General features: G+C 56.5%; 21 protein-coding genes and 1 other annotated feature. Of the genes, 8 read left to right on the top strand and 13 right to left on the bottom strand.

Features of this window, described 5'->3' with window-relative positions; translation table 11 throughout:
* Positions 1–37: 37 nt before the first annotated feature.
* The 3 genes from ivbL to DFO52_RS16315 all read right to left on the bottom strand — a co-directional run bounded on the left by ivbL (position 38) and on the right by DFO52_RS16315 (position 1,633).
* Positions 38–136, bottom strand: a complete 99-nt coding sequence (ivbL, locus tag DFO52_RS16330) for an ilvB operon leader peptide IvbL (protein WP_133550777.1) — start codon at positions 134–136, stop codon at positions 38–40.
* 107 nt (positions 137–243) lie between these two features.
* A complete protein-coding gene (tssD, locus tag DFO52_RS16325) occupies positions 244–723 on the bottom strand; it encodes a type VI secretion system tube protein TssD (RefSeq protein WP_047646744.1) in 480 nt (159 codons plus the stop codon).
* A 196-nt stretch (positions 724–919) separates the two neighbouring features.
* Entirely contained in the window at positions 920–1,633 is a 714-nt protein-coding gene (locus DFO52_RS16315) for a hypothetical protein (RefSeq protein ID WP_133550776.1), read from the bottom strand.
* 718 nt (positions 1,634–2,351) lie between these two features.
* Here DFO52_RS16315 and tisB point away from each other — a divergent pair.
* From tisB to emrD, 4 genes are all read left to right on the top strand, one after another.
* Positions 2,352–2,441, top strand: coding sequence for a type I toxin-antitoxin system toxin TisB (tisB, locus tag DFO52_RS16310; protein WP_023309830.1), 90 nt, complete (start codon positions 2,352–2,354; stop codon positions 2,439–2,441).
* A 64-nt stretch (positions 2,442–2,505) separates the two neighbouring features.
* A complete protein-coding gene (locus DFO52_RS16305) occupies positions 2,506–2,952 on the top strand; it encodes a GNAT family N-acetyltransferase (RefSeq protein WP_032662033.1) in 447 nt (148 codons plus the stop codon).
* A 62-nt stretch (positions 2,953–3,014) separates the two neighbouring features.
* Positions 3,015–3,848 carry an EamA family transporter gene (locus DFO52_RS16300; RefSeq protein WP_133550775.1) on the top strand — a complete coding sequence of 278 codons (834 nt, stop codon included), beginning with the start codon at positions 3,015–3,017 and terminating at the stop codon, positions 3,846–3,848.
* Between the two features lie 175 nt (positions 3,849–4,023).
* The gene (emrD, locus tag DFO52_RS16295; protein ID WP_133550774.1) at positions 4,024–5,208 is read left to right on the top strand and encodes a multidrug efflux MFS transporter EmrD; all 1,185 of its coding nucleotides are present in this window, start codon (positions 4,024–4,026) and stop codon (positions 5,206–5,208) included.
* On the opposite strand, the gene DFO52_RS16290 is transcribed toward emrD, so the two are convergent.
* Both DFO52_RS16290 and dsdC read right to left on the bottom strand, forming a co-directional pair.
* Positions 5,111–6,199, bottom strand: a complete 1,089-nt coding sequence (locus DFO52_RS16290) for a cellulase family glycosylhydrolase (RefSeq protein ID WP_133550773.1) — start codon at positions 6,197–6,199, stop codon at positions 5,111–5,113. The genes emrD and DFO52_RS16290 overlap by 98 nt on opposite strands.
* Before the next feature lie 84 nt (positions 6,200–6,283).
* Positions 6,284–7,210: a DNA-binding transcriptional regulator DsdC gene (dsdC, locus tag DFO52_RS16285; protein ID WP_133550834.1), complete on the bottom strand. Its 927-nt coding sequence runs from the start codon at positions 7,208–7,210 to the stop codon at positions 6,284–6,286.
* 204 nt (positions 7,211–7,414) lie between these two features.
* On the opposite strand from dsdC, the gene dsdX reads away from it, so the two are divergent.
* A complete protein-coding gene (gene dsdX, locus DFO52_RS16280) occupies positions 7,415–8,752 on the top strand; it encodes a D-serine transporter DsdX (protein ID WP_023309824.1) in 1,338 nt (445 codons plus the stop codon).
* 17 nt (positions 8,753–8,769) lie between these two features.
* Positions 8,770–10,056 carry a D-serine ammonia-lyase gene (gene dsdA, locus DFO52_RS16275; protein WP_133550772.1) on the top strand — a complete coding sequence of 429 codons (1,287 nt, stop codon included), beginning with the start codon at positions 8,770–8,772 and terminating at the stop codon, positions 10,054–10,056.
* A 32-nt stretch (positions 10,057–10,088) separates the two neighbouring features.
* Here the strand turns inward: dsdA and DFO52_RS16270 are convergent, their stop codons facing one another.
* From DFO52_RS16270 to DFO52_RS16255, 4 genes are all read right to left on the bottom strand, one after another.
* Positions 10,089–10,436, bottom strand: coding sequence for a DUF202 domain-containing protein (locus DFO52_RS16270; protein ID WP_133550771.1), 348 nt, complete (start codon positions 10,434–10,436; stop codon positions 10,089–10,091).
* The gene (locus DFO52_RS16265; RefSeq protein ID WP_023333944.1) at positions 10,426–10,773 is read right to left on the bottom strand and encodes a YidH family protein; all 348 of its coding nucleotides are present in this window, start codon (positions 10,771–10,773) and stop codon (positions 10,426–10,428) included. Before DFO52_RS16265 ends, DFO52_RS16270 begins: the two co-directional genes overlap by 11 nt.
* Positions 10,774–10,865: 92 nt before the next feature.
* Complete coding sequence (locus DFO52_RS16260) at positions 10,866–12,188, bottom strand: 6-phospho-alpha-glucosidase (RefSeq protein ID WP_133550770.1); 1,323 nt, start codon at positions 12,186–12,188, stop codon at positions 10,866–10,868.
* A complete protein-coding gene (locus DFO52_RS16255) occupies positions 12,185–13,807 on the bottom strand; it encodes an alpha-glucoside-specific PTS transporter subunit IIBC (protein ID WP_047646753.1) in 1,623 nt (540 codons plus the stop codon). The genes DFO52_RS16260 and DFO52_RS16255 overlap by 4 nt, the downstream gene beginning before the upstream one ends.
* 221 nt (positions 13,808–14,028) lie before the next feature.
* On the opposite strand from DFO52_RS16255, the gene DFO52_RS16250 reads away from it, so the two are divergent.
* Positions 14,029–14,775 carry a GntR family transcriptional regulator gene (locus tag DFO52_RS16250; RefSeq protein WP_024907387.1) on the top strand — a complete coding sequence of 249 codons (747 nt, stop codon included), beginning with the start codon at positions 14,029–14,031 and terminating at the stop codon, positions 14,773–14,775.
* Here DFO52_RS16250 and DFO52_RS16245 read toward each other — a convergent pair.
* The 3 genes from DFO52_RS16245 to ibpA form a co-directional block, all read right to left on the bottom strand.
* Complete coding sequence (locus tag DFO52_RS16245) at positions 14,743–16,404, bottom strand: putative transporter (RefSeq protein ID WP_032662051.1); 1,662 nt, start codon at positions 16,402–16,404, stop codon at positions 14,743–14,745. The two genes, DFO52_RS16250 and DFO52_RS16245, sit on opposite strands and share 33 nt — an antisense overlap.
* Positions 16,405–16,569: 165 nt before the next feature.
* The gene (gene ibpB / locus DFO52_RS16240; protein WP_010426545.1) at positions 16,570–16,998 is read right to left on the bottom strand and encodes a small heat shock chaperone IbpB; all 429 of its coding nucleotides are present in this window, start codon (positions 16,996–16,998) and stop codon (positions 16,570–16,572) included.
* A gap of 136 nt (positions 16,999–17,134) precedes the next feature.
* Entirely contained in the window at positions 17,135–17,545 is a 411-nt protein-coding gene (ibpA, locus tag DFO52_RS16235; RefSeq protein ID WP_008500162.1) for a small heat shock chaperone IbpA, read from the bottom strand.
* Positions 17,539–17,610: a sequence feature (ROSE (Repression Of Heat Shock gene Expression) occurs in the 5'-region of heat shock genes and acts as an RNA thermometer to modulate expression.), on the bottom strand. Its footprint overlaps the gene before it by 7 nt.
* 248 nt (positions 17,611–17,858) lie before the next feature.
* Here ibpA and DFO52_RS16230 point away from each other — a divergent pair.
* Positions 17,859–18,191 (top strand): YceK/YidQ family lipoprotein, encoded by a 333-nt coding sequence (locus DFO52_RS16230; protein ID WP_024907391.1) that lies wholly within the window; start codon positions 17,859–17,861, stop codon positions 18,189–18,191.
* Here the strand turns inward: DFO52_RS16230 and DFO52_RS16225 are convergent.
* Complete coding sequence (locus DFO52_RS16225; protein WP_208110474.1) at positions 18,188–19,417, bottom strand: DUF3748 domain-containing protein; 1,230 nt, start codon at positions 19,415–19,417, stop codon at positions 18,188–18,190. The genes DFO52_RS16230 and DFO52_RS16225 overlap by 4 nt on opposite strands.
* Positions 19,418–19,468: the final 51 nt, after the last annotated feature.

Genomic DNA, 19,468 nt, shown 5'->3' with positions numbered 1-19,468 from the left:
GCCGGCGGGGTTTTGGATTCGTGTGTTGATCCAGTCCCTACGGCGCATTGCCGACGACCACCACCACACGCACGACGACCACTGCGGCTGGTTGCACAGTTTTTAGTAGGGTCGAAGTGAAGATGGATGAAGTCATTGGGGACCTGTGTTTGGAATCATTGATGGAATTTATACAAACACAGGTTTTCGGGCGTGACAATGGAAATATTTTCATCTGCGCAAAAATGCGTCAGGGATCACGTTTCAGTAAGTTGCTCGCTCATTCCAGGAGTCACTATAGATGACATTGCCGTCGCAATGCTTCCAGGTGATTTTCTCGTAGCGGATGAGAACCGTCTCAAGGTGTGTTCCGGTGTTTGCGCCTGGGTACAGGTCTGGTGTGATTGAGGTGATTTTCACATTCTCGAGGAGGATATTAAAATATTCCTGTTCAAAACCCGCCTCATTAATCTGGTACATCTTAATGGTGGCTGACTGGAGCGTTCTTCCTGTACTCAGCGCCCGAAATAAAATCGGGGTTACACGATCAAATTCTTTCTGAAACATGACGGGCATGTGTATGCGCGTCCCCGTCAATTTTCCGGTATTCCCGTCGACTGGAATGTTAACATTATGAGTGAACGATTTGAGTTCAATTGCACCTTCACGCCCTGACACAAGGCAAGGTCCAACCATGGGAGAACCATTTTCATCTGTTAGGAACAAATAAGCTGGGTTTGACATATAAAATCCTTTTTATAAAATTTAATCGTACTTATCAAAGCGGCCGAAAATTATCGGATGCACAATAATAAACACAACAATAGAAATGAATGTTAGTAATACCCAGTGGTCAGGCATCAACCACAGGAACAAAGAGGCGCACGCAAAAATATAAACGGGAAATAAAATATCCGTAAATAGAATTGATAACAGACTCTTAAACATGCTCCTTGTCCTTTAAGTCGTCATAAATTGCATCGAAATCCTTATAGAATCCCATTTGCACCTTCTTAATGAGTTCAGACAGGAAAGGCTCAAAAAAGTAGTAAAGCATCTCCAGTTGTGCGGCATACAGGGTCGCGTAATACCTGGGGTCCAACGTTTTCAGGCGACGGGCAGCAAAAGCGCACTTCTGTTCCGTTCCAATCAATTGAAGCGCCATGACGACGTTAGGTACGCGGCGTGCAAGCCGTTCCACGACGATTTCAGAGAGTATGCCAGATTCGGAAAGGAATTTGGCCAGCCCCCATGCTATCGCCAAACGCGCGGCCTTACTTGTCGGTATGTTGTTAACAAGCCCCGTTACTTTTGAATCCATCTTACGACCGCGATTTTGTTCATTTCCATTTTCAGAATCGGTAATAACACTTTCAAAATAAAGGTATAGCATGTGGGCTATTACATCGCGATAACGGTAAAGCGAGAGAATTGAGAGGTACATCCTTTTTTCTTCTGAGAGAAGCTCATCACACACATCGTGATAGCTGGGGATTAAGCAAGAAGAGTACCAACTTACTCGCTCTATTCCTGAGTAAATATCAGAGCCGATCCCCTTTAATGCTCTCCAAGTCCCTGCAACACCTTGCTGTCCATAAAGAGCTAACTGCCTGTCACTCTGGAACTTCATCTTTAAATATTCAGATGCTTGCATAATGTATCCATACAGTATTTGCGGCTCTAGAAATATATAATGGAAATCTCTGGAATTCAAATCAGCCATATTATTTAAACTAAACATTCACGTAAATAATGAGTTGTCTCGCTTTTATTTATTACTATTATAGGCGAAGCAATTTAATTACCTGAGGACTATTAATAGTTATATTAGTTTATGAATTTAGTGGTGTTATCTTACAAAATGAGTCTAATATCTCTAATTTAAAGAAAATTACTTAAGCGATCCTAAGTAGTTCACAGCGAAGCCAAAAAGCAGAACCCTCGCTTATCCAGCAGTTTTTTATGGATAGACCAGAAAACAAAAAACCCCGCCTAAGCGAGGTTTTTATCAGGGTTTTGCGGTTGGTCGCCGCAGAACACACTGTGTTACGTCAACGCAAAAAGTATACGCGATCGAAGACGAACGCGCAATTCAGGCACGGATTTTGACGTTTTTGAGTATGGATGGGGTTTCGGGTTTTGTCCAAAAAATACTGTTCATGCATACAGTATTTATCTATACTGAGGGTGTTCGCAGTGAGCGAGGGGGCCGCAGTTTTACCGGCGCAACGAAGTCCTGGCTGAAACGGGTGGTGCCGTCAGTGCCTTAACCCCTGAAGTGAGCACACTGTGTTACGTCAATCCAGGTGCTGGCAACAGGCGGCGGAAAGGTACGCCAGCATCGTGCTCCTTTTAACCAAAAGGAGACGCGTATGAGCGTAGTGGATATGGTGATACTTATCCTCAAACTCATTGTTGCTGTACTGCAACTGCTTGATGCTGTCCTGAAATTCCTTCGGTAATTCAGGTTCAAGTCGCACCTGAGAGGGGCGGGCAACCGCCCCTCTTTAATAACGAGGGAATGCTATGTCGCGTCTGTTAATTGAGCCTGTCACACCGGATGAGCCGGGGTATATCGCCCTGAAGGCTGAAAGTATCGCACTGAATTTCAACATGCTGCGCAGGCTGGAAGAGAACTGGCAGCGTGGTGAGAACCGCTTTAACGCGCCGGGTGAAAAGCTGCTGGGCGCGTTTCTCAACGGCAGGCTGGTCGGCGTGTGCGGCCTCAACCGCGATCCGTTCAGCCAGCAGCCGCGCGCCGGACGTATTCGCCATCTCTACGTCAGCGATAAGTGCCGCGGGCTGGGCATTGGCAAACAGCTTTTAACCGTGGTGATGGCCGATGCCAGCATCTGGTTTGATTTCCTGAATACCCACGCGCCGGAGAGCGCGTACGGCTTCTATCGCCAGGCGGGTTTTACGCTGGTTTCGGACGAACCGCGGGTGACGCACCGCCTTTTTTGTGCCGTGTAGCCGGCTGGCAGCATCAGGGTGTGAATGTTACAGTTGAGTGACAATTCACCACCCGATACGCTATGACCATCACCGTTTTTTGCATTTTGCTCTTCGCCGCGCTGCTGCATGCTAGCTGGAACGCCATCGTTAAGGCCGGAACGGACAAGCTCTATTCCGCCATAAGCGTCAGCGGATCCGCCACGGTTATCGCTCTGGTCTTACTGCCGTTTTCCCCACAGCCTTCTGCTGCAAGCTGGCCGTTTTTGATTGTCTCCTGCGCCTTACAGGTGGTGTACACCGTGCTGGTAGCGAAGACCTATCAGGTCTCCGATATGAGCCAGACCTATCCGCTGATGCGCGGCACCGCCCCGCTGCTGGTGGCGCTGATCGGCGTGCTGGCGCTCGGCGATCGTCTCTCCTGGCTCGCCTGGTCCGGTATCGGAGTAATTTGCCTTTCGATTCTGGCGATGGCGATGCATGGCCGCATACAGTCACGCAAAGGGATCGGGCTGGCGCTGCTGAACGCCTGTTTTATTGCCGGGTATACGCTGGTGGACGGCACCGGCGTGCGTCTGTCGGACACCGCGCTGGGCTATACGCTGTGGACCTTCTTTATGAACGGCTTCTGCCTGTTGAGTTGGGCGATGGTGGCACGTCGGCGCGAGGCGTCCGGCTACCTGCGCCTGCACTGGAAAAAGGGGCTACTCGGCGGCGTTGGCACCATGGGCTCTTACGGTCTGGCGCTTTGGGCCATGACGCAGGCACCGCTGGCGGTGGTCGCGGCGCTGCGTGAAACCTCCATACTTTTTGGGGCGCTGATCGCGTTTGTCCTTTTAAAAGAGAAGGTTGCGGGCCTGCGCATCGCGGCGGCGTTGGGTATAGCCGGCGGCGCCATTCTGCTGCGCATGGCGTAAATCACTGGCAACATTAGTTGCCGATCTTGTTTACAAATCCTGCCTTTCCCGGTTTTTTCATTCACCACGGCAATGCTTAAATTGTCATCTCTCTGTGGTAGATTCCTCGCGCATTTATGGGAATGCGCAGTCACTTATTCTTCATTTTTCTCTTTTGGCAAAAGTATTCAGCGACATGAAAAAACAAAGGAACGTTAACTTATTGTTGATGCTGGTGTTACTGGTGGCCGTCGGTCAGATGGCGCAAACCATCTACATTCCGGCGATTGCCGACATGGCAAAGGAATTGAACGTCCGCGAGGGCGCGGTGCAGAGCGTGATGGCGGCCTACCTGCTGACCTATGGCGTTTCGCAGCTCTTCTACGGCCCGCTGTCTGACCGCGTCGGGCGTCGCCCGGTGATCCTGGTGGGCATGAGCATTTTCATGGTGGCGACGGTGATTGCCATTACCACGCACAGCCTGACCGTACTGATTGCCGCCAGCGCCCTGCAGGGCGTCGGGACCGGCGTCGGTGGGGTGATGGCGCGAACCTTACCGCGCGATATGTATCAGGGCACCCAGCTCCGTCATGCCAACAGCCTGTTGAATATGGGTATTCTGGTCAGCCCGCTTCTCGCCCCGCTGATTGGAGGCCTGCTGGACACGATGTGGTCCTGGCGCGCCTGCTACGCCTTCCTGCTGGTGCTGTGCGTGATTGTCACCTTCAGCATGGCGCGCTGGATGCCGGAAACGCGCCCGCAGGACGCGCCGCGCACGAAGCTCATTACCAGCTATAAGACGCTGTTCGGTAACGGATCGTTTACCTGCTATCTGCTGATGCTGATCGGCGGCCTGGCGGGCATTGCGGTGTTTGAAGCCTGCTCCGGCGTGCTGCTGGGCGCGGGGCTGGGCCTGAGCAGCATGGTCGTGAGTATTCTGTTTATTCTGCCGATCCCGGCGGCGTTCTTCGGCGCATGGTTTGCCGGACGGCCGAACAAACGCTTCTCCACCCTGATGTGGCAGTCGGTGATCAGCTGCTTGGTGGCGGGTCTGATGATGTGGATACCGGGGCTGTTTGGCGTGATGACGGTCTGGACGCTGCTCATCCCGGCAGCGCTGTTCTTCTTCGGCGCGGGGATGCTGTTCCCGCTGGCGACCAGCGGCGCGATGGAGCCGTTCCCGTTCCTCGCAGGCACGGCTGGCGCGCTGGTGGGCGGTTTGCAGAATATCGGCTCCGGCGCGCTGGCCTGGCTCTCGGCGATGATGCCGCAGACCGGGCAGGCTAGTTTGGGCCTGCTGATGACGCTGATGGGGCTGCTGATTTTACTGTGCTGGCTGCCGCTGGCGTCGCGTGTTCCGCATCACGAGCAGCCGGTTTAACCGCATGATGGCCCGGCTTCTCGCCGGGCTTTTCACAGACGGGCGCAATCATCGCCTGCAACAACAGCTCCGGCGCGGGCCGCCAGGCCCCCTCTTCCCCGTCGTAAAACTGGAAATCCGCGTTCAGCGCATACGGAATTTTCGCCTTTTGCAGCTCGCAGGCCATAAAGGTGGAGAACGCCATTTGCGAAGCGGTTGGCGTGAGGTGGTTTGACTCTCCCACGCCCCAGCCCCCGACCCAGCTAACGTGCCCGGTTTTTTGCTGCCAGCGCAGGGCGGTATTGATGCGATTATGGATTGCCGCTTTCTCCGACGCCGTGCCGGACGTCCACGGGTATTTACCGCTATTTTTCAGCGGCCCCCACGGGAAAATATGCCACTCCGCCAGCAGGTAGTTTTGGCTGTGCGCGGGGAGCTTCAGGCTGGATAAATCCTCCGGCGCGGCGCGCAGGCGCGGCGCAATAAAGATCATGCGCTGCGGGTCCATGTCGTGGATCGCTTTAATGGTTTTTTCATACACGCGGTTTAGCGACGCGAGGTTGTGGTTAAGCTTGTCGGCCGGCTCATAAATGAGATCAAAACCCAGCAGCGGATAGCTCTGACCGAAATAGTGCGCCACGGCAATCCACCAGTTGACCGTCTCTTTCTCGTTATCGGCTTTCGGGTCGTTTTTATACTCATCAGCCTGATAGGCGATAATCGGGATCACGCCATACTGTTCGCAGGCTTCTACCAGCTTGCGCAGGTGAATTAGCCGCGCTTCCGTCGGCTCATCGGCGACGCGAATGCGCACGTGGGTAATGCCTTTTGCACGAAAATCGCGTACCACCAGCGGGTCGAATTCGCGTATGCCGCGCTCGGTGCGCGCCCAGTCCACATCCATCCCGACGCCCAGCTGCTGCGCATAACGGGCAGCCGTCAGCGGCGGCTCAGCGGCAATCGCCCAGCCGGAAGAGATCAGTAATGCACAGGCAATAAAAGGCTTTAACACGGTTTACCCTGGATAAATCGAAAGCATTACCTGTATTTAGCACGCTTTTTCACATTTGGTGTAGAGCGAAAGCGTAATAATTCTTCAACCTGCCAGTTCTCTCAGCCAGCCGATAAAGGCGTCTATTTTCGGCCACTGTCGGCCTGAAAGCGTCGAGATATAGTAGTGCTGATGACACTTCAGAGTTTTTTCACCAAACGGGGCGATAAGCTCGCCCCGCTCAAGCCGTTTCTGCACCAGCCGCTTTCTGCCCATAGCGACGCCGACGTGGTTGATGGCCGCAATAATCGCTAAATCGGAACGATCGAAACCAATGCCCGACGATGGCGGCATATTCACCGAAAAGTGTTGCGCCCAGCTCAGCCACTCATCCGTACCGGAATCGTTGCTCCAGGCCTGACGGTCGTGCAGCAGCGTGCAGTGGCTGAGGTTATCGGGGTTTTTTAGCAGCTCATGCTCGCGGGCATACTGCGGCGAGCAGACGGGCAAAATCTCCTCGTCCATCAGGAAGTGATGAGAGAGGTGGTTTGGCGGCGTATCGTCGAAATAGAGCGCCAGATCGACGCCCGTTCGCTGCATATTGACGTAATCATTGCCGGTAAGGATGGTGAGTGAAATCGACGGATAGCGGCGGGTAAAGTCCCCCAGCATGGGCACAAGCCAGCACTGGGCGATCGACGGGCGAGAGTAGACCGTCAGCGTGCCGGAGAGCGCCTGGTTTTTGATATCCAGGATCTCCTGATTCAGGGTATCGAGGGACGATTTCAGCGTCCAGTAAACGCGCTTTCCCTCCTTCGTCAGCTCAACTTTACGGTGCGAGCGGACGAACAGCTGAATGCCCAGCTCCTCTTCCAGCAGGTTGATGCGGTGGCTCACCGCGCTGGGGCTGAGCGACAGCTCCTCCGCCGCCAGGGCGAAGGACTCATGCCGGGCGGCCACTTCAAAGGTGTACATTTTCGACAGCTGCCAGCCGTTTAACAGCCGGTTTCTGGCTTCATTCGCATCGGTCATCACAATTCTCACGCGGGTTTTCTGCGCTCAGCATACCGCTCAAGGGTGAATTTATGTGAACCTAATACGAATTAAGTGCGCTTTTTAGAGCGCAGTCACTCAGTTGATCCAATCTGGCTCACCTGAACGCCAATTTATATCGTTTGTCAGCCCACGCCGTTTTTTCGTCCAATACCCACAGATGACATAAGGGTGAGGTGAGATATGGGATCTCAGGTCTGGGTTGTGGCAACGCTGCTGGTCAGCATTGTGTTGATTGTTTTAACCATCGTAAAACTGAAGTTTCACCCGTTCCTCGCGCTGCTGCTGGCGAGCTTTTTCGTCGGCGCGATGATGGGGATGAGCCCGCTGGATATGGTGAACGCCATTGAGAGCGGAATTGGCGGTACGCTGGGCTTCCTGGCGGCGGTGATTGGTCTGGGCACCATTCTCGGCAAGATGATGGAAGTCTCCGGCGCGGCCGAGCGCATCGGGATTGCACTGCAGCGCTGCCGCTGGCTGTCGGCGGACGTGATTATGGTGCTGGTGGGCCTTATCTGCGGCATTACGCTGTTCGTGGAAGTGGGCGTGGTACTGCTGATCCCGCTGGCGTTTTCCATCGCCAAAAAGACCAACACGTCGCTGCTCAAGCTGGCCATTCCGCTCTGTACCGCGCTGATGGCGGTGCACTGCGTGGTGCCGCCGCATCCGGCCGCGCTGTTTGTGACTAATAAATTAGGCGCGGACGTGGGAACGGTTATTGTTTATGGTTTGATGGTAGGCCTGATGGCCTCGCTGGTCGGCGGCCCGCTGTTCCTGAAACTGCTCGGCAATCGTCTGCCGTTTAAACCGGTTCCGGCGGAATTTTCAGACCTGAAGGTGCGTGAAGAGCACACCCTGCCGTCGCTGGGCGCCACGCTGTTCACGGTGCTGCTGCCGATTGCCCTGATGCTGGTGAAAACCATTGCCGAGCTGAATATGGCAAAAGAAGGCACGCTGTATACGCTGCTGGAGTTTATCGGCAACCCGATCACCGCCATGTTTATCGCCGTGTTTGTCGCCTACTACCTGCTGGGGATCCGCCAGCATATGGGCATGGGCACGATGCTGACGCACACCGAGCACGGCTTCGGCTCTATCGCCAACATTTTGCTGATTATCGGTGCGGGCGGCGCGTTTAACGCCATCCTGAAAACCAGCGGACTGGCGGACTCGCTGGCGCATATTCTCTCGAACCTGCACATGCACCCTATCCTGCTCGCCTGGCTGGTGGCGCTGGTGCTGCATGCCGCCGTCGGCTCCGCGACGGTGGCGATGATGGGCGCCACGGCGATAGTCGCACCGATGCTGCCGCTCTACCCGAACGTGAGCCCGGAGATTATCACCATTGCCATCGGTTCCGGCGCCATTGGCTGCACGATCGTGACCGATTCCCTCTTCTGGCTGGTGAAGCAATACTGCGGCGCGACCCTGAATGAGACCTTCAAATACTATACGACGGCGACGTTTATCGCCTCGGTGCTTGCACTTGGCGGCACATTCCTGCTTTCCTTCATTATCTGAGCGCGAAGAGACGTATTATGGAAAACGCAACTATCACTACATTAACCGCACAGTTTCCTCTGGTTGAGGATCTGATTGCCCTGAAAGAAACCACCTGGCTTAACCCGCGCACCACGACGCTTGCAGAAGGGTTGCCCTATGTCGGGCTGACCAAAGCCGACGTGGACGACGCCCACGCTCGCCTGAAACGCTTCGCACCGTATCTGGCACAAGCCTTCCCGGAAACGGCGGCAACGGGCGGGATTATCGAATCCGAACTGGTCGCCATTCCGGCGATGCAGGCGCGGCTGGAGAAAGAATCTGCGAAGTCTATTCCCGGCACGCTGCTGCTGAAAAAAGACAGCCATCTGCCGATTTCCGGCTCGATTAAAGCGCGCGGCGGCATCTATGAGGTGCTGACCCATGCGGAAAAACTGGCGCTGGAAGCCGGGTTGCTGAGCGTTGAAGACGACTACAGCATTCTGCTGGAGCCGCGCTTTAGGGACTTCTTCAGCCAGTACAGCATTGCGGTAGGCTCAACCGGCAACCTCGGGATGTCCATCGGCATTATGAGCGCACGCATCGGCTTTAAGGTGACGGTGCATATGTCCGCCGACGCCCGCGAGTGGAAGAAAGCCAAACTGCGCAGCCACGGCGTCATCGTCGTGGAATATGAGCAGGATTACGGCGTGGCCGTTGAGCAGGGACGAAAAGCGGCGGAAAGCGATCCGAACTGCTTTTTCATTGACGATGAAAATTCCCGCACCTTATTCCTGGGCTACGCCGTTGCAGGCGAGCGCCTGAAGGCGCAGTTTGCCGAACAGGGCCGCGTGGTGGATGCGGATCATCCGCTGTATGTCTACCTGCCGTGCGGCGTCGGCGGCGGCCCTGGCGGCGTGGCGTTTGGCCTGAAGCTGGCCTTTGGCGATAACGTCCACTGCTTCTTCGCGGAGCCAACGCACTCCCCGTGCATGCTGCTCGGCGTCTACACCGGCCTGCACGATGAGATCGCGGTGCAGGATCTGGGCATTGATAACGTGACGGCGGCGGACGGGCTGGCGGTAGGACGCGCCTCCGGCTTCGTGGGCCGCGCGATGGAGCGCCTGCTTGACGGGTTCTACACCCTTTCCGACCAGAGCATGTACGACATGCTCGGCTGGCTGGCGCAGGAGGAAGGGATCCGCCTGGAGCCGTCGGCGCTGGCGGGCATGGCCGGGCCGGTGCGCGTTCATTCGCATACCAACGTTACCCACCTGGTGTGGGCGACCGGCGGCGGAATGGTGCCGGAAGACGAGATGGCGAAGTATCTGGCGAAAGGGAAGTAATTATGCCGGGTGGCGGCTGCGCCTTACCCGGCCTACAACTGCAAAATTTGTTGAATGTGGATGACCGCAAACAACAATGACAACGAGAGAACAGCGAGCGCGATCAGGAACTTATCGCGCACCGCTTTCGGCTGCACAAAATCGTCCTGCGCCACGTCCATCAGGTTACGGCTGCGGGTATAGCGCCATAAAATGATAGCCACCAGCGCCAGCACGACAATAGAAATCCAGAATGGCACCCCGGTGCGGTGCCAGTTGTGCTTAATCGCCAGGGCAATCAGCGCGCCATACCCCAGCAGCGTGCGCAGCCAGGCGAGGGACGTTCGCTCCGGCTGCAGGCCGGGGTCCGCTTCGCGCCGCGCTTTGCGGCTATCCGCCATAGAACACCAGCACCATCACCACGCCCGCCACCGTCAGCAGAATCGTGCTGACGATCAGCAGCCCGCGCGTATAGGGCAAATCCTGCTTCAGACGCATCGCCTTCTCATTGCGCAGCCAGCGCAGGTAGCCGTAAATCGCCAGCACGCCCGCGAACAGGCACAGCAGCAGCGCCAGCACTTCACGAATCAGCGGCGTGGCGAAATCGGGCGCGAGCTGATCGAGACCCACCCCTGCGGCAAGAAAGCCCAGCGCGGTGCGGATCCACGCTAAAAAAGTGCGTTCATTGGCCAGAGAGAAGCGGTAGTCCGGCGCTTCGCCGAGGCGGGAAATTTTCATGAAGGTTCCTTGTCGTGCTTCGGGCAGGCTTCAGCATAGCGTAAATCGACAAGGACAAGGAGACCGGCATCAGGCGATGCCGGTCAGGACGATTAGTGCAGCTCTGGCCAGTAGTCCTTATTGGCCTCGATCAGGTCATCCAGAATCGCTTTCGCGACGGACGCGCTCGGCACGGTTTTCGACAGGGTGATCGCCTGCCAGAGTTTCTGGTACGAGCGCTGCTCCCAGGCATCCACCACCAGTTTTTCCACTGCCACCTGCTGGCTCATCAGCCCTTTCTGGAAGTGTGGAATATCGCCCACCGTAAGCGGCTCAGGGCCGTTATGGCCTACCAGGCACGGGATCTCCACCATCGCGTCGGCATCAAAGTTATGGATGGCACCGTTGTTTGGCACAATCAGCAGCATCCGCTCCTGGGTGTTGAAGGCAATTGCCGTCGCCAGATCGACGATGTACGACGCATGTTCGTCGATTTCCAGCTCACCGGCGGCAGAGTTACCGGCTTCGATAATCGCCCGGCAGGAACTGAACACGTGCTTCTCGCGGTGATCCATAACCTCATTGGCGCGGGTGCGCTCCGGATTCGAGTGCGCGACCACGTAGTCCGGGAACAGATAATACTTCAGGTAGGTGTTCGGCATGGTGTCCGGATCCAGCGCCTGCACGTCTCTGGCTTTTGCAAAGGTATCGTTCCAGCTCGCTTCAGTATGCGCATCTTCCGAAGGCGGCACATAGCCGTTTTTCGCCACGTACTCGCGCAGCTTCGGCATTAGATCGTTGCCGTTCAGATCTTCAATCGACGTCCACCAGCCGAAGTGGTTCAGGCCGTAGTAGCGCACGCGCATCTCTTTGCGATCCTTCAGGCCGACAATCTGCGCCATGCGCCCTTCAATGCCGATAGGCATATCGCAGATGTTGAGGATTTTGGCGTTCGGACGCAGGCGACGCGTGGCTTCCGCAACAATTGCCGCCGGGTTGGAGTAGTTCAGCATCCACGCGTTCGGGGAGTACTGCTCCATGTAATCCACCAGCTCCAGCACGCCGCCGATAGAGCGCATGCCGTAGGAAATCCCGCCCGGCCCGCAGGTTTCCTGGCCCAGCACGCCGTGGCGCAGCGGGATTTTTTCATCTTTTTCGCGCATCGGGTATTTGCCCACGCGGATATGCGCCATCACAAAATCCACATCGGTGAACGCCGCTTTCGGGTCGGTGGTATAGCTGAACTCAATCTCCGGCGCCTGCTCCCTGAGGATGATTTTGCACGCTTCGGCGATGGTTTCCTGACGCGCGCCGTCGTTGTCATAGAACTTCAGGGCGCGCAGCGGGAAACGGTCACGGTTGGCTAACAGCATCAGGACGATACCAGGCGTAAAGGTGCTGCCGCCGCCTGCAATGACAACTGAGAATTTTTTCATGATATAGCCTCTGTCAGGGTGGTTTGTTCATTCGATAAAGGGGTTTTCATCAGCGATTCCAGCTGGTCGCGCACCTGAGGAACGTGCAGGCCGACAATCACCTGAATGCCGTTGCCGCGTCGCACCACGCCGTGGGCGCCGAGGGCTTTGAAGACGTCATCGCTTTGGGTTTTGGCCATATCCACCAGCGCAATGCGCAAGCGGGTGGCGCAGTTGTTGATGCTTTCGATATTGGCCGCGCCGCCGAGCGCCTGCAGGAATCCGGCGGCCTGCCCGACCTGCTGGCTGGCCGCTGCCGGGGCGGTGGTTTGCCCGCGCGCCGCCTTATAGTCGGCCTTGCTGTAGAGTTTGATTTCGCTCTCTTCCCGGCCCGGCGTTTTCAGGTTCAGACGTTCGATCAGCGTTTTGAAGACCACGAAGTAAATCCCGGTGAAGCAGACGCCGATGCCGATCTGGGTGAATACCGTCGAGGCGTGGTTATGGAACATCGGGATCCAGTTTTGCGGCAGGAACTGGTCCAGCAGGCCGCCGCCCATGTTCCCGACTACGCCGAAGGCGTACATCACCGTTGCCATGGTGGCCGCCAGCACGGCGTGCACGGCAAACAGCAGCGGCGAGATAAACAGGAAGGTGAACTCAAGCGGTTCAGTGATGCCCACCAGCACGGCGGTGAGCGTGGCCGGCACCAGTAGCCCCGCCACCTTGACGCGGTTTTCCGGCGACGCGGTGTACCAGATAGCGAACGCAATCCCGACCGAGCCAAACACTTTAGAGTTGCCGTGCAGTGCGAATCCGCCTTCCGGGAAGAGGGTTTTCAGCGGCAGGGTGCTCTGGCTGAATTCCTGCAGGTGCTGTGCCCAGTAGACCTGAATACCGCCTTCCACCGCCGCCGGGCCAAAGATGAACGGACCGTAGACGAAGTGGTGCAATCCGGTTGGGATCAGAATGCGTTCCAGGAAGGTATACACCCACACGCCCAGCGCTCCGGCAGAGCGCAGGAACGCCTGCAGGGACTCAATGCCCATCTGCACTTTCGGCCAGCCCAGCAGCGTCAGCCAGGCGCAGGGGATCATGACGAAGAACGCGAGGATAACGACAAAGGAGCTGCCCTGGAAAATCCCCAGAAAGACCGGCAGCGGCTTGTCGAAGTAGCGGTTGTGGATGGCGGTGACGATGCCTGAGATCACAATGGCACCGATGATGCTGGTATCGAGCGTTTTGATCCCGGCAATCATCGCCAGCCCGCTACCCGCCGTCGGTTCTGCGGAGAAATCGACGCCAAAGAAGTGGCCCCAGGTCATCCCCATCGCGTTAATAAAGTAGTTCCAGGTCAGAAAGCTAATCAGCACCGCCAGACAGGCGCGGCCCTGCGCCTGCTTCGCCAGGCCAATCGGCAGGCCGACGGCAAAAATCAGCGGCATATTGCGAAACACCGCCCAGCCGCCCTCTTCAATGATGTGAACAATCTGCGCGAAAAGATGATCGGGGGCCGTTAAGGCTTCGCCGACAAACAGCGGGTTGCGAAGCATGATGGCGATTCCCACCACGATCCCGGCGAACGGAAACAGCAACACCGGGGTAAACATGGCACCGCCAAAACGTTGTATTTGACTGAGCATTTTTAAATCCTCATGAAACAACCTGTAGGGGTAGAGGCCTTTATGGTTTTTTGCTGGCCTGAGGTGAGCATAAGAACTTACTGATGCGCGAACATGGCGTGCCGCTGCGATTCGTGATCGCATTCATGGTTTTATTTTGACCAATCAGGTCTACTTTTTGACATAAAAATGGACATGTCAGGACACAACCCACGCCCTGATAAGGGCAGAGAGGTCTACTGGTGATCTACAAATCAATTGCTGACAGATTGCGGCTGCGGCTGAATTCGTCGGACTACAACATCGGCAGCCCGCTGCCCGGCGAAAAAGCGCTGGCGCAGGAGTTCGGCGTGGCGCGAATGACCATCCGCAAGGCGCTGGATCTGCTTGTGAGCTGGGGGCTGGTTGAGCGGCGGCACGGCAGCGGAACTTTTGTCTCTCGCAAAGACGTTCACCACGAAACCACCAACCTGACCGGGCTGGTGGAGGTGCTGCGTCAGCAGGGAAAAGAGGTGCAGAGTAAGGTCTTACAGTTCGAAGTGATGCCCGCCCCACCCGCCATCGCCAGCCAGCTGCGGATTCAGGTGGATGAGCGGATCTACTTTTCACGGCGTGTGCGCTACGTGGACGGGAAGCCGCTGATGCTGGAGGACAGCTTTATGCCGGTGAAGCTGTTCCGCAATCTGTCGCTGGCGCATCTTGAGGGGTCTAAGTTTGATTACATCGAGAAGGAGTGCGGGATCACCATCAGCGGCAACTACGAGAGCCTGACGCCGGTGCTGGCAGATAAAACGCTGGCCGGTTATATGAACCTGCCGGAACAGACGCCGCTGCTGCGCATTACGTCTCTTTCCTACAGCGACAGCGGCGAGTTCCTCAATTATTCCGTGATGTTCCGAAATACCAGCGATTACCAGGTGGACTACCATCTGCGGCGCATCCACCCGGACGACCTGTTAGCTCATCCCCCAGAACAGCACCGCCAGTAGCTGCGGAGTGATGATGCGCAGGAACATCACCAGCGGATAGACGGTGGCATAGGAGAGCGCGGCCGCACCGCTGGTGGCGTGCAGGTTGTTGGCAAAGGCCAGCGCGGGCGGATCGGTCATGGAGCCCGCCAGCATCCCGCACAGGGTCAGGTAGTTCATTTTGGCGAACATCCGCGCCAGTATTCCCACCGTCAGCAGCGGGATCGCCGTGATAAAGATGCCGTAGCCTACCCAGCTCATCCCTTCGCCCTTGACCAGAGTATCGACAAAATCCCCGCCGGATTTCAGGCCGACCACCGCCAGGAACAGCACGATGCCCAGCTCGCGCAGCGCCAGGTTGGCGCTCGGCGGCATAAACCAGTAGAGCTTCCCGATACAGCCGATACGCCCGAGGATCAGCGCCATAATCAGCGGCCCGCCCGCCAGGCCCAGCTTGAGCGCCACCGGGAAGCCCGGCACGTACACCGGAATGGAGCCGAGCAGCACGCCGAGTCCGATACCGATAAACACCGGCAGCATCTGCACCTGCTGCAGTTTTTGCTGGGCGTTACCCACCATATCCGCCACGGCGTCGATGGACGACGGGCGCCCGACCAGGTTGAGGATATCCCCGAACTGCAGGCTGGCTTCCGGGCTGGCGACCAGTTCAACACCCGCGCGGTTAAGGCGAGAGATCACCACGTCATAGCGCTCCTTTACCTGCAGATCGCGGATTTTCTTGCCAAGAACGTGTTCGTTAGTCACCACAACGCGTTCCACGCGCATATCGGTGCCGCGGGTTGAGAGCGAGGTATCCACTTCCTGGCCAATCACCAGCCGCGCGTTGTTTAAATCTCCGGGCTGGCCGACCAGGTGCAGCAGATCGCCCTGCTGAATGACGGTGCCGGGGGCGGGCACCATCAGCATATCGTCACGCTTAAGGCGGGAGCAGATGATATTGGCGCTGTTGAGGATCGGCACGTCCTGAATCGCCATATTGTTCAGGTTAGGGTTATCGACCCGGATGTTGATGGTTTTGATCGGCATATGGCCGTTGGTGAGCGTGGTTTCGTGATCCTTCGCCTCTTTGTCGACGTTAATGCGAAACAGGACGCGTACCAGCCACATGGAAAGCAGAATGCCGCAAATCCCAAACGGGTAGGCCATGGCGTAGCTCATCCCCATCTGGTCGACGATGCCGGGTTCGATGCCCAAATCGCGAAGGATTTGCTGCCCGGCGCCGAGCGCAGGCGTGTTGGTAACCGCCCCGGAGAAAATGCCCAGCACCACGGGGAGCGGGATATCGAAGATTTTGTGCAGAATTGCGGTGACCAGCCCGCCCATTACCACAATGCCGAGGGCAAACAGGTTGAGCCGCAATCCCGAGACCCGAAGTGAGGCGAAAAAGCCCGGTCCCACCTGAATACCGATGGTATAAACGAAGAGGATCAGGCCGAACTCCTGAGTAAAGTGGAGCATTTCGGCGCTGAGGACCAGCCCGAGCTTGTCGGCGAAGTGCCCGACAAAAATGCCGCCAAACAGTACCCCGCCTATCCCAAACCCGACGCCGCGGATTTTGATATTACCTATCCACAGGCCAACAACAGCGACCAGGGCCAACACGCTGACGGTTAACGCGATATCACTCATGACCCACTTCCTTATCATAACCTTAGTTATGCTAAGGATTCTCTCAGAGCCGGGGGCGGTTGTATGGGCTATGGCGCACAAAAAAGCCCTGCCGGGGCAGGGCTTTATCTTTTCACCCTCTCCCTGTGGGAGAGGGCCAGGGTGAGGGCATCAGCCCGCACAGTGCTAACTATTCAACGCCGGCCGCTCGCTAATGGCGATACGCTGCGGCGCGATGGCTTCCGGCACGTTGCGGAGCAGGTCGATATGCAGCAGCCCGTTGGTAAACGTTGCGCCGGACACTTCCATATGGTCTGCCAGGGTAAAGCTCAGGCTAAACGGCTGATTAACCAGCCCCTGATGCAGCCATTTGGTCTCGGTCTCTTGTTTTTCCGGCGTACCTTTCACGGTCAGGCGCGTGCCTTCAAGCTGGATGTCCAGATCGTCCTGGCGGAAACCGGCCAGCGCAAGGGTGATGCGATAGTGGTTATCGTCGCTTTTTTCGATGTTGTACGGCGGAAACGTCTGTTGCTCGGTGGTGCTTTGCAGGGCGTTCGCCAGTTTGTCAAAACCAATCCACTGACGCAGCAGGGGGGATAAATCGTAGTTACGCATACTAAATCTCCTTCTGAGAAGCGAGTTCGGCACAGTGTAATTTTGTGCACAGTTGTTCCTGCAAATCCTGAAGGATTCGCATATGCTCCCGTTACGGCAAGCAAGTCCGGGTGGGCCGCTCACGCGACCCGCGTAATTAGTTAATTTCGATACGGCGCGGTTTTTTCTCTTCCGGAATCACACGTTCCAGTTCGATAAACAGCAGGCCGTTGACCAGGTTCGCGCCTTTAACGTGAATGTTCTCGGCTAACTGGAACTTGCGTTCAAAGTTGCGCTCGGCGATGCCCTGATAAAGGTAGGTACGTTCTTTCTGCTCGGCCGTATGGGAACCTTTCACCACCAGCAGGTTGTCCTGCGCGGTGATCTCCAGTTCGTTTTCTGCAAAACCGGCGACGGCAATGGCGATGCGGTAGTGGTTTTCGTCAACCAGCTCAACATTGTATGGAGGGTAGCCGTTGCTCTGGCTTTGGTTATTTTCTAAATGGTTAAACAGGCGGTCAAAACCAATTGCAGAACGGTATAGCGGAGAAAGATCGAAGTTACGCATAAATAAAACTCCTGAAATCAGCGAGAAATTGTAGCCTTCCACCATGGACAGGCCTTTGCGCCCCCGAACACCCATCAGGCGAATTCGTTATCGGGCCACATTCTTAAAATGGGTCTGCAATCGGGCTTTTCAAGAACAACAGCTGCACTTTTTTTTGCACTTTCCGGCATCTCGCTTAGACTGGGACAACAGCACAAAGGGTTAAATTGCGATGGCTGCCACAGTGCGGGGTTATAGGGCTATCCATTTTGGATAAGGCTCGCTATAACCCTGAGTTGCAGGTCTATGCAGTGCCATTAACGATGACTGAGTGATGATGAAAAATGTTCTGATAAAGCTGACGACGTTCAGCGGGGTAGTTTTACTTTGCGGGTGTTCGAGCGTGATGTCTCACACCGGCGGTAAAGAAGGAACATATCCGGGGACGCGCGCCAGCGCGGCGATGATCTCCGATGACGATACCAACTGGGGCACCAAATCCTTGGTTATCCTGGATATGCCGTTTACGGCCGTGGCGGATACGCTTCTGCTGCCGTGGGATATGTTTCGTAAGGACAACTCCGTACGCTCGCGGGTAGAGAAAAGCGAGCAGGAGAATCTGGCGACAAACGCCGTCATCCCGCCCGCAGAGATGCCTCCACGCTAGTACTGCGCGGTTTCCGTTAACCAAAGCTGACGGAAACCGGCTGTCTCTTCCATCCACGCAATAACGCGCCCGTCCGGGGAAAACACGACCGCATCAGCAGACGGCGGGTTGCCGTGATCGGACGTCAAAAACGTCACCTCTCCGGTCCGTGCGTCGCAGCAGGCGATCCGATTTTCGAGCACAAACCCCAGACGGTCGCCGGAAGGATGCCAGTTAAATGCTGACTGAATATCGCTCCCGGTACGCGTCAACTGGCGCGGCTCGCCGCCCTCAGGAGAGATCAGCCACAGCTGCACAATGCCGTTATCATCCCGCATCAGAAACGCAATCTGTGTCTCCTGCGGGTTGCAGCGAACCCAGTGACGCGGCACGTTCACCAGGCCCGGGTACGCCCTCTGATGCGTAAAGGTCAAACGACGCTGCTTCACACCCGCAGGCGGCGCTGGAAGGGTCTCCGTCGTGCCCTGTAGCGGCGCATCGCCCGCACGCTTCCAGCCCTGCTCGTCTTCCGGCAGGTCGACGATAAACAGTTCGGGTACTTTTTCGCCCTGCGCAGAAAGGGTATCGCCGATAAACGCCAGCCTGCTGTTGCCCACCCAGCCCTCTTCATAAGCGCGGTTGATTTCATCGCTGTCCGGCCGTGGGTCAGGCGTCGTGCGGCTAACCAGCACGCTCCAGAAGGTTCCCGAATATTCACGGGGATGGTTCCCCTGCGGGTTCACCGGGCCGTAAGGTGCAGCCACGCCGACGTTGCGTAAATCAAGTTTAGGATCGCGCTCGTGCAGAACATGGTCGTTATAGGTAAAGCTGACGAGCTGCCCGTTCGGGCTGAAGACATGGACGTGGCTGCCGCCGCGCAGCGCGCCGGCGGTGTAAGGCGCGGTGATATCCATCGCGTCCAGGTTGCTCACCTGGCCGTTTTGCGCAACCACTCCCTGACGATGATGAAAATCGTAGTGCCAGTCTGCATCCGGGTTTTTCGGGCCGTGGATAAAGACATATTTCTCTTCTGAAGGATGAACGGTCACCACGCCGACATGCGCGCCGTCAGTGGCACGATATACCACCTCTACCTCACCCGTAGCGACATTGACCCGCTCGATGGTTTCACCGGTGAACGACGCACCGGACGGACGCACGTCGTAGACCAGCCACTGGCTGTCCGGCGTCCAGGTATTGATGTTGGTCAGCTGATGGTTGCGGGAAGCGAAGGTGATTTGTTTCATGAGGATACCCTGATGCACGGTGAGTGCATCAGGGTAAAACATCCGCAGGGA

It is taken from the genome of Enterobacter sp. AG326 (genome assembly GCF_004362415.1).
Classification (GTDB): Bacteria; Pseudomonadota; Gammaproteobacteria; order Enterobacterales; family Enterobacteriaceae; genus Enterobacter; species Enterobacter asburiae.
This window is presented reverse-complemented; position numbering and strand designations above follow the sequence as displayed.

Excerpts from the sequence above, each read along its gene's own strand:
- ivbL (WP_133550777.1), bottom strand. The coding sequence starts at position 136 with ATGACTTCATCCATCTTCACTTCGACCCTACTAAAAACTGTGCAACCA.
- tssD (WP_047646744.1), bottom strand. The coding sequence starts at position 723 with ATGTCAAACCCAGCTTATTTGTTCCTAACAGATGAAAATGGTTCTCCC.
- DFO52_RS16315 (WP_133550776.1), bottom strand. The coding sequence starts at position 1,633 with ATGCAAGCATCTGAATATTTAAAGATGAAGTTCCAGAGTGACAGGCAG.
- tisB (WP_023309830.1), top strand. The coding sequence starts at position 2,352 with ATGAGCGTAGTGGATATGGTGATACTTATCCTCAAACTCATTGTTGCT.
- DFO52_RS16305 (WP_032662033.1), top strand. The coding sequence starts at position 2,506 with ATGTCGCGTCTGTTAATTGAGCCTGTCACACCGGATGAGCCGGGGTAT.
- DFO52_RS16300 (WP_133550775.1), top strand. The coding sequence starts at position 3,015 with ATGACCATCACCGTTTTTTGCATTTTGCTCTTCGCCGCGCTGCTGCAT.
- emrD (WP_133550774.1), top strand. The coding sequence starts at position 4,024 with ATGAAAAAACAAAGGAACGTTAACTTATTGTTGATGCTGGTGTTACTG.
- dsdC (WP_133550834.1), bottom strand. The coding sequence starts at position 7,210 with ATGACCGATGCGAATGAAGCCAGAAACCGGCTGTTAAACGGCTGGCAG.
- dsdX (WP_023309824.1), top strand. The coding sequence starts at position 7,415 with ATGGGATCTCAGGTCTGGGTTGTGGCAACGCTGCTGGTCAGCATTGTG.
- dsdA (WP_133550772.1), top strand. The coding sequence starts at position 8,770 with ATGGAAAACGCAACTATCACTACATTAACCGCACAGTTTCCTCTGGTT.
- DFO52_RS16270 (WP_133550771.1), bottom strand. The coding sequence starts at position 10,436 with ATGGCGGATAGCCGCAAAGCGCGGCGCGAAGCGGACCCCGGCCTGCAG.
- DFO52_RS16265 (WP_023333944.1), bottom strand. The coding sequence starts at position 10,773 with ATGAAAATTTCCCGCCTCGGCGAAGCGCCGGACTACCGCTTCTCTCTG.
- DFO52_RS16260 (WP_133550770.1), bottom strand. The coding sequence starts at position 12,188 with ATGAAAAAATTCTCAGTTGTCATTGCAGGCGGCGGCAGCACCTTTACG.
- DFO52_RS16255 (WP_047646753.1), bottom strand. The coding sequence starts at position 13,807 with ATGCTCAGTCAAATACAACGTTTTGGCGGTGCCATGTTTACCCCGGTG.
- DFO52_RS16245 (WP_032662051.1), bottom strand. The coding sequence starts at position 16,404 with ATGAGTGATATCGCGTTAACCGTCAGCGTGTTGGCCCTGGTCGCTGTT.
- ibpB (WP_010426545.1), bottom strand. The coding sequence starts at position 16,998 with ATGCGTAACTACGATTTATCCCCCCTGCTGCGTCAGTGGATTGGTTTT.
- ibpA (WP_008500162.1), bottom strand. The coding sequence starts at position 17,545 with ATGCGTAACTTCGATCTTTCTCCGCTATACCGTTCTGCAATTGGTTTT.
- DFO52_RS16230 (WP_024907391.1), top strand. The coding sequence starts at position 17,859 with ATGATGAAAAATGTTCTGATAAAGCTGACGACGTTCAGCGGGGTAGTT.
- DFO52_RS16225 (WP_208110474.1), bottom strand. The coding sequence starts at position 19,417 with ATGAAACAAATCACCTTCGCTTCCCGCAACCATCAGCTGACCAACATC.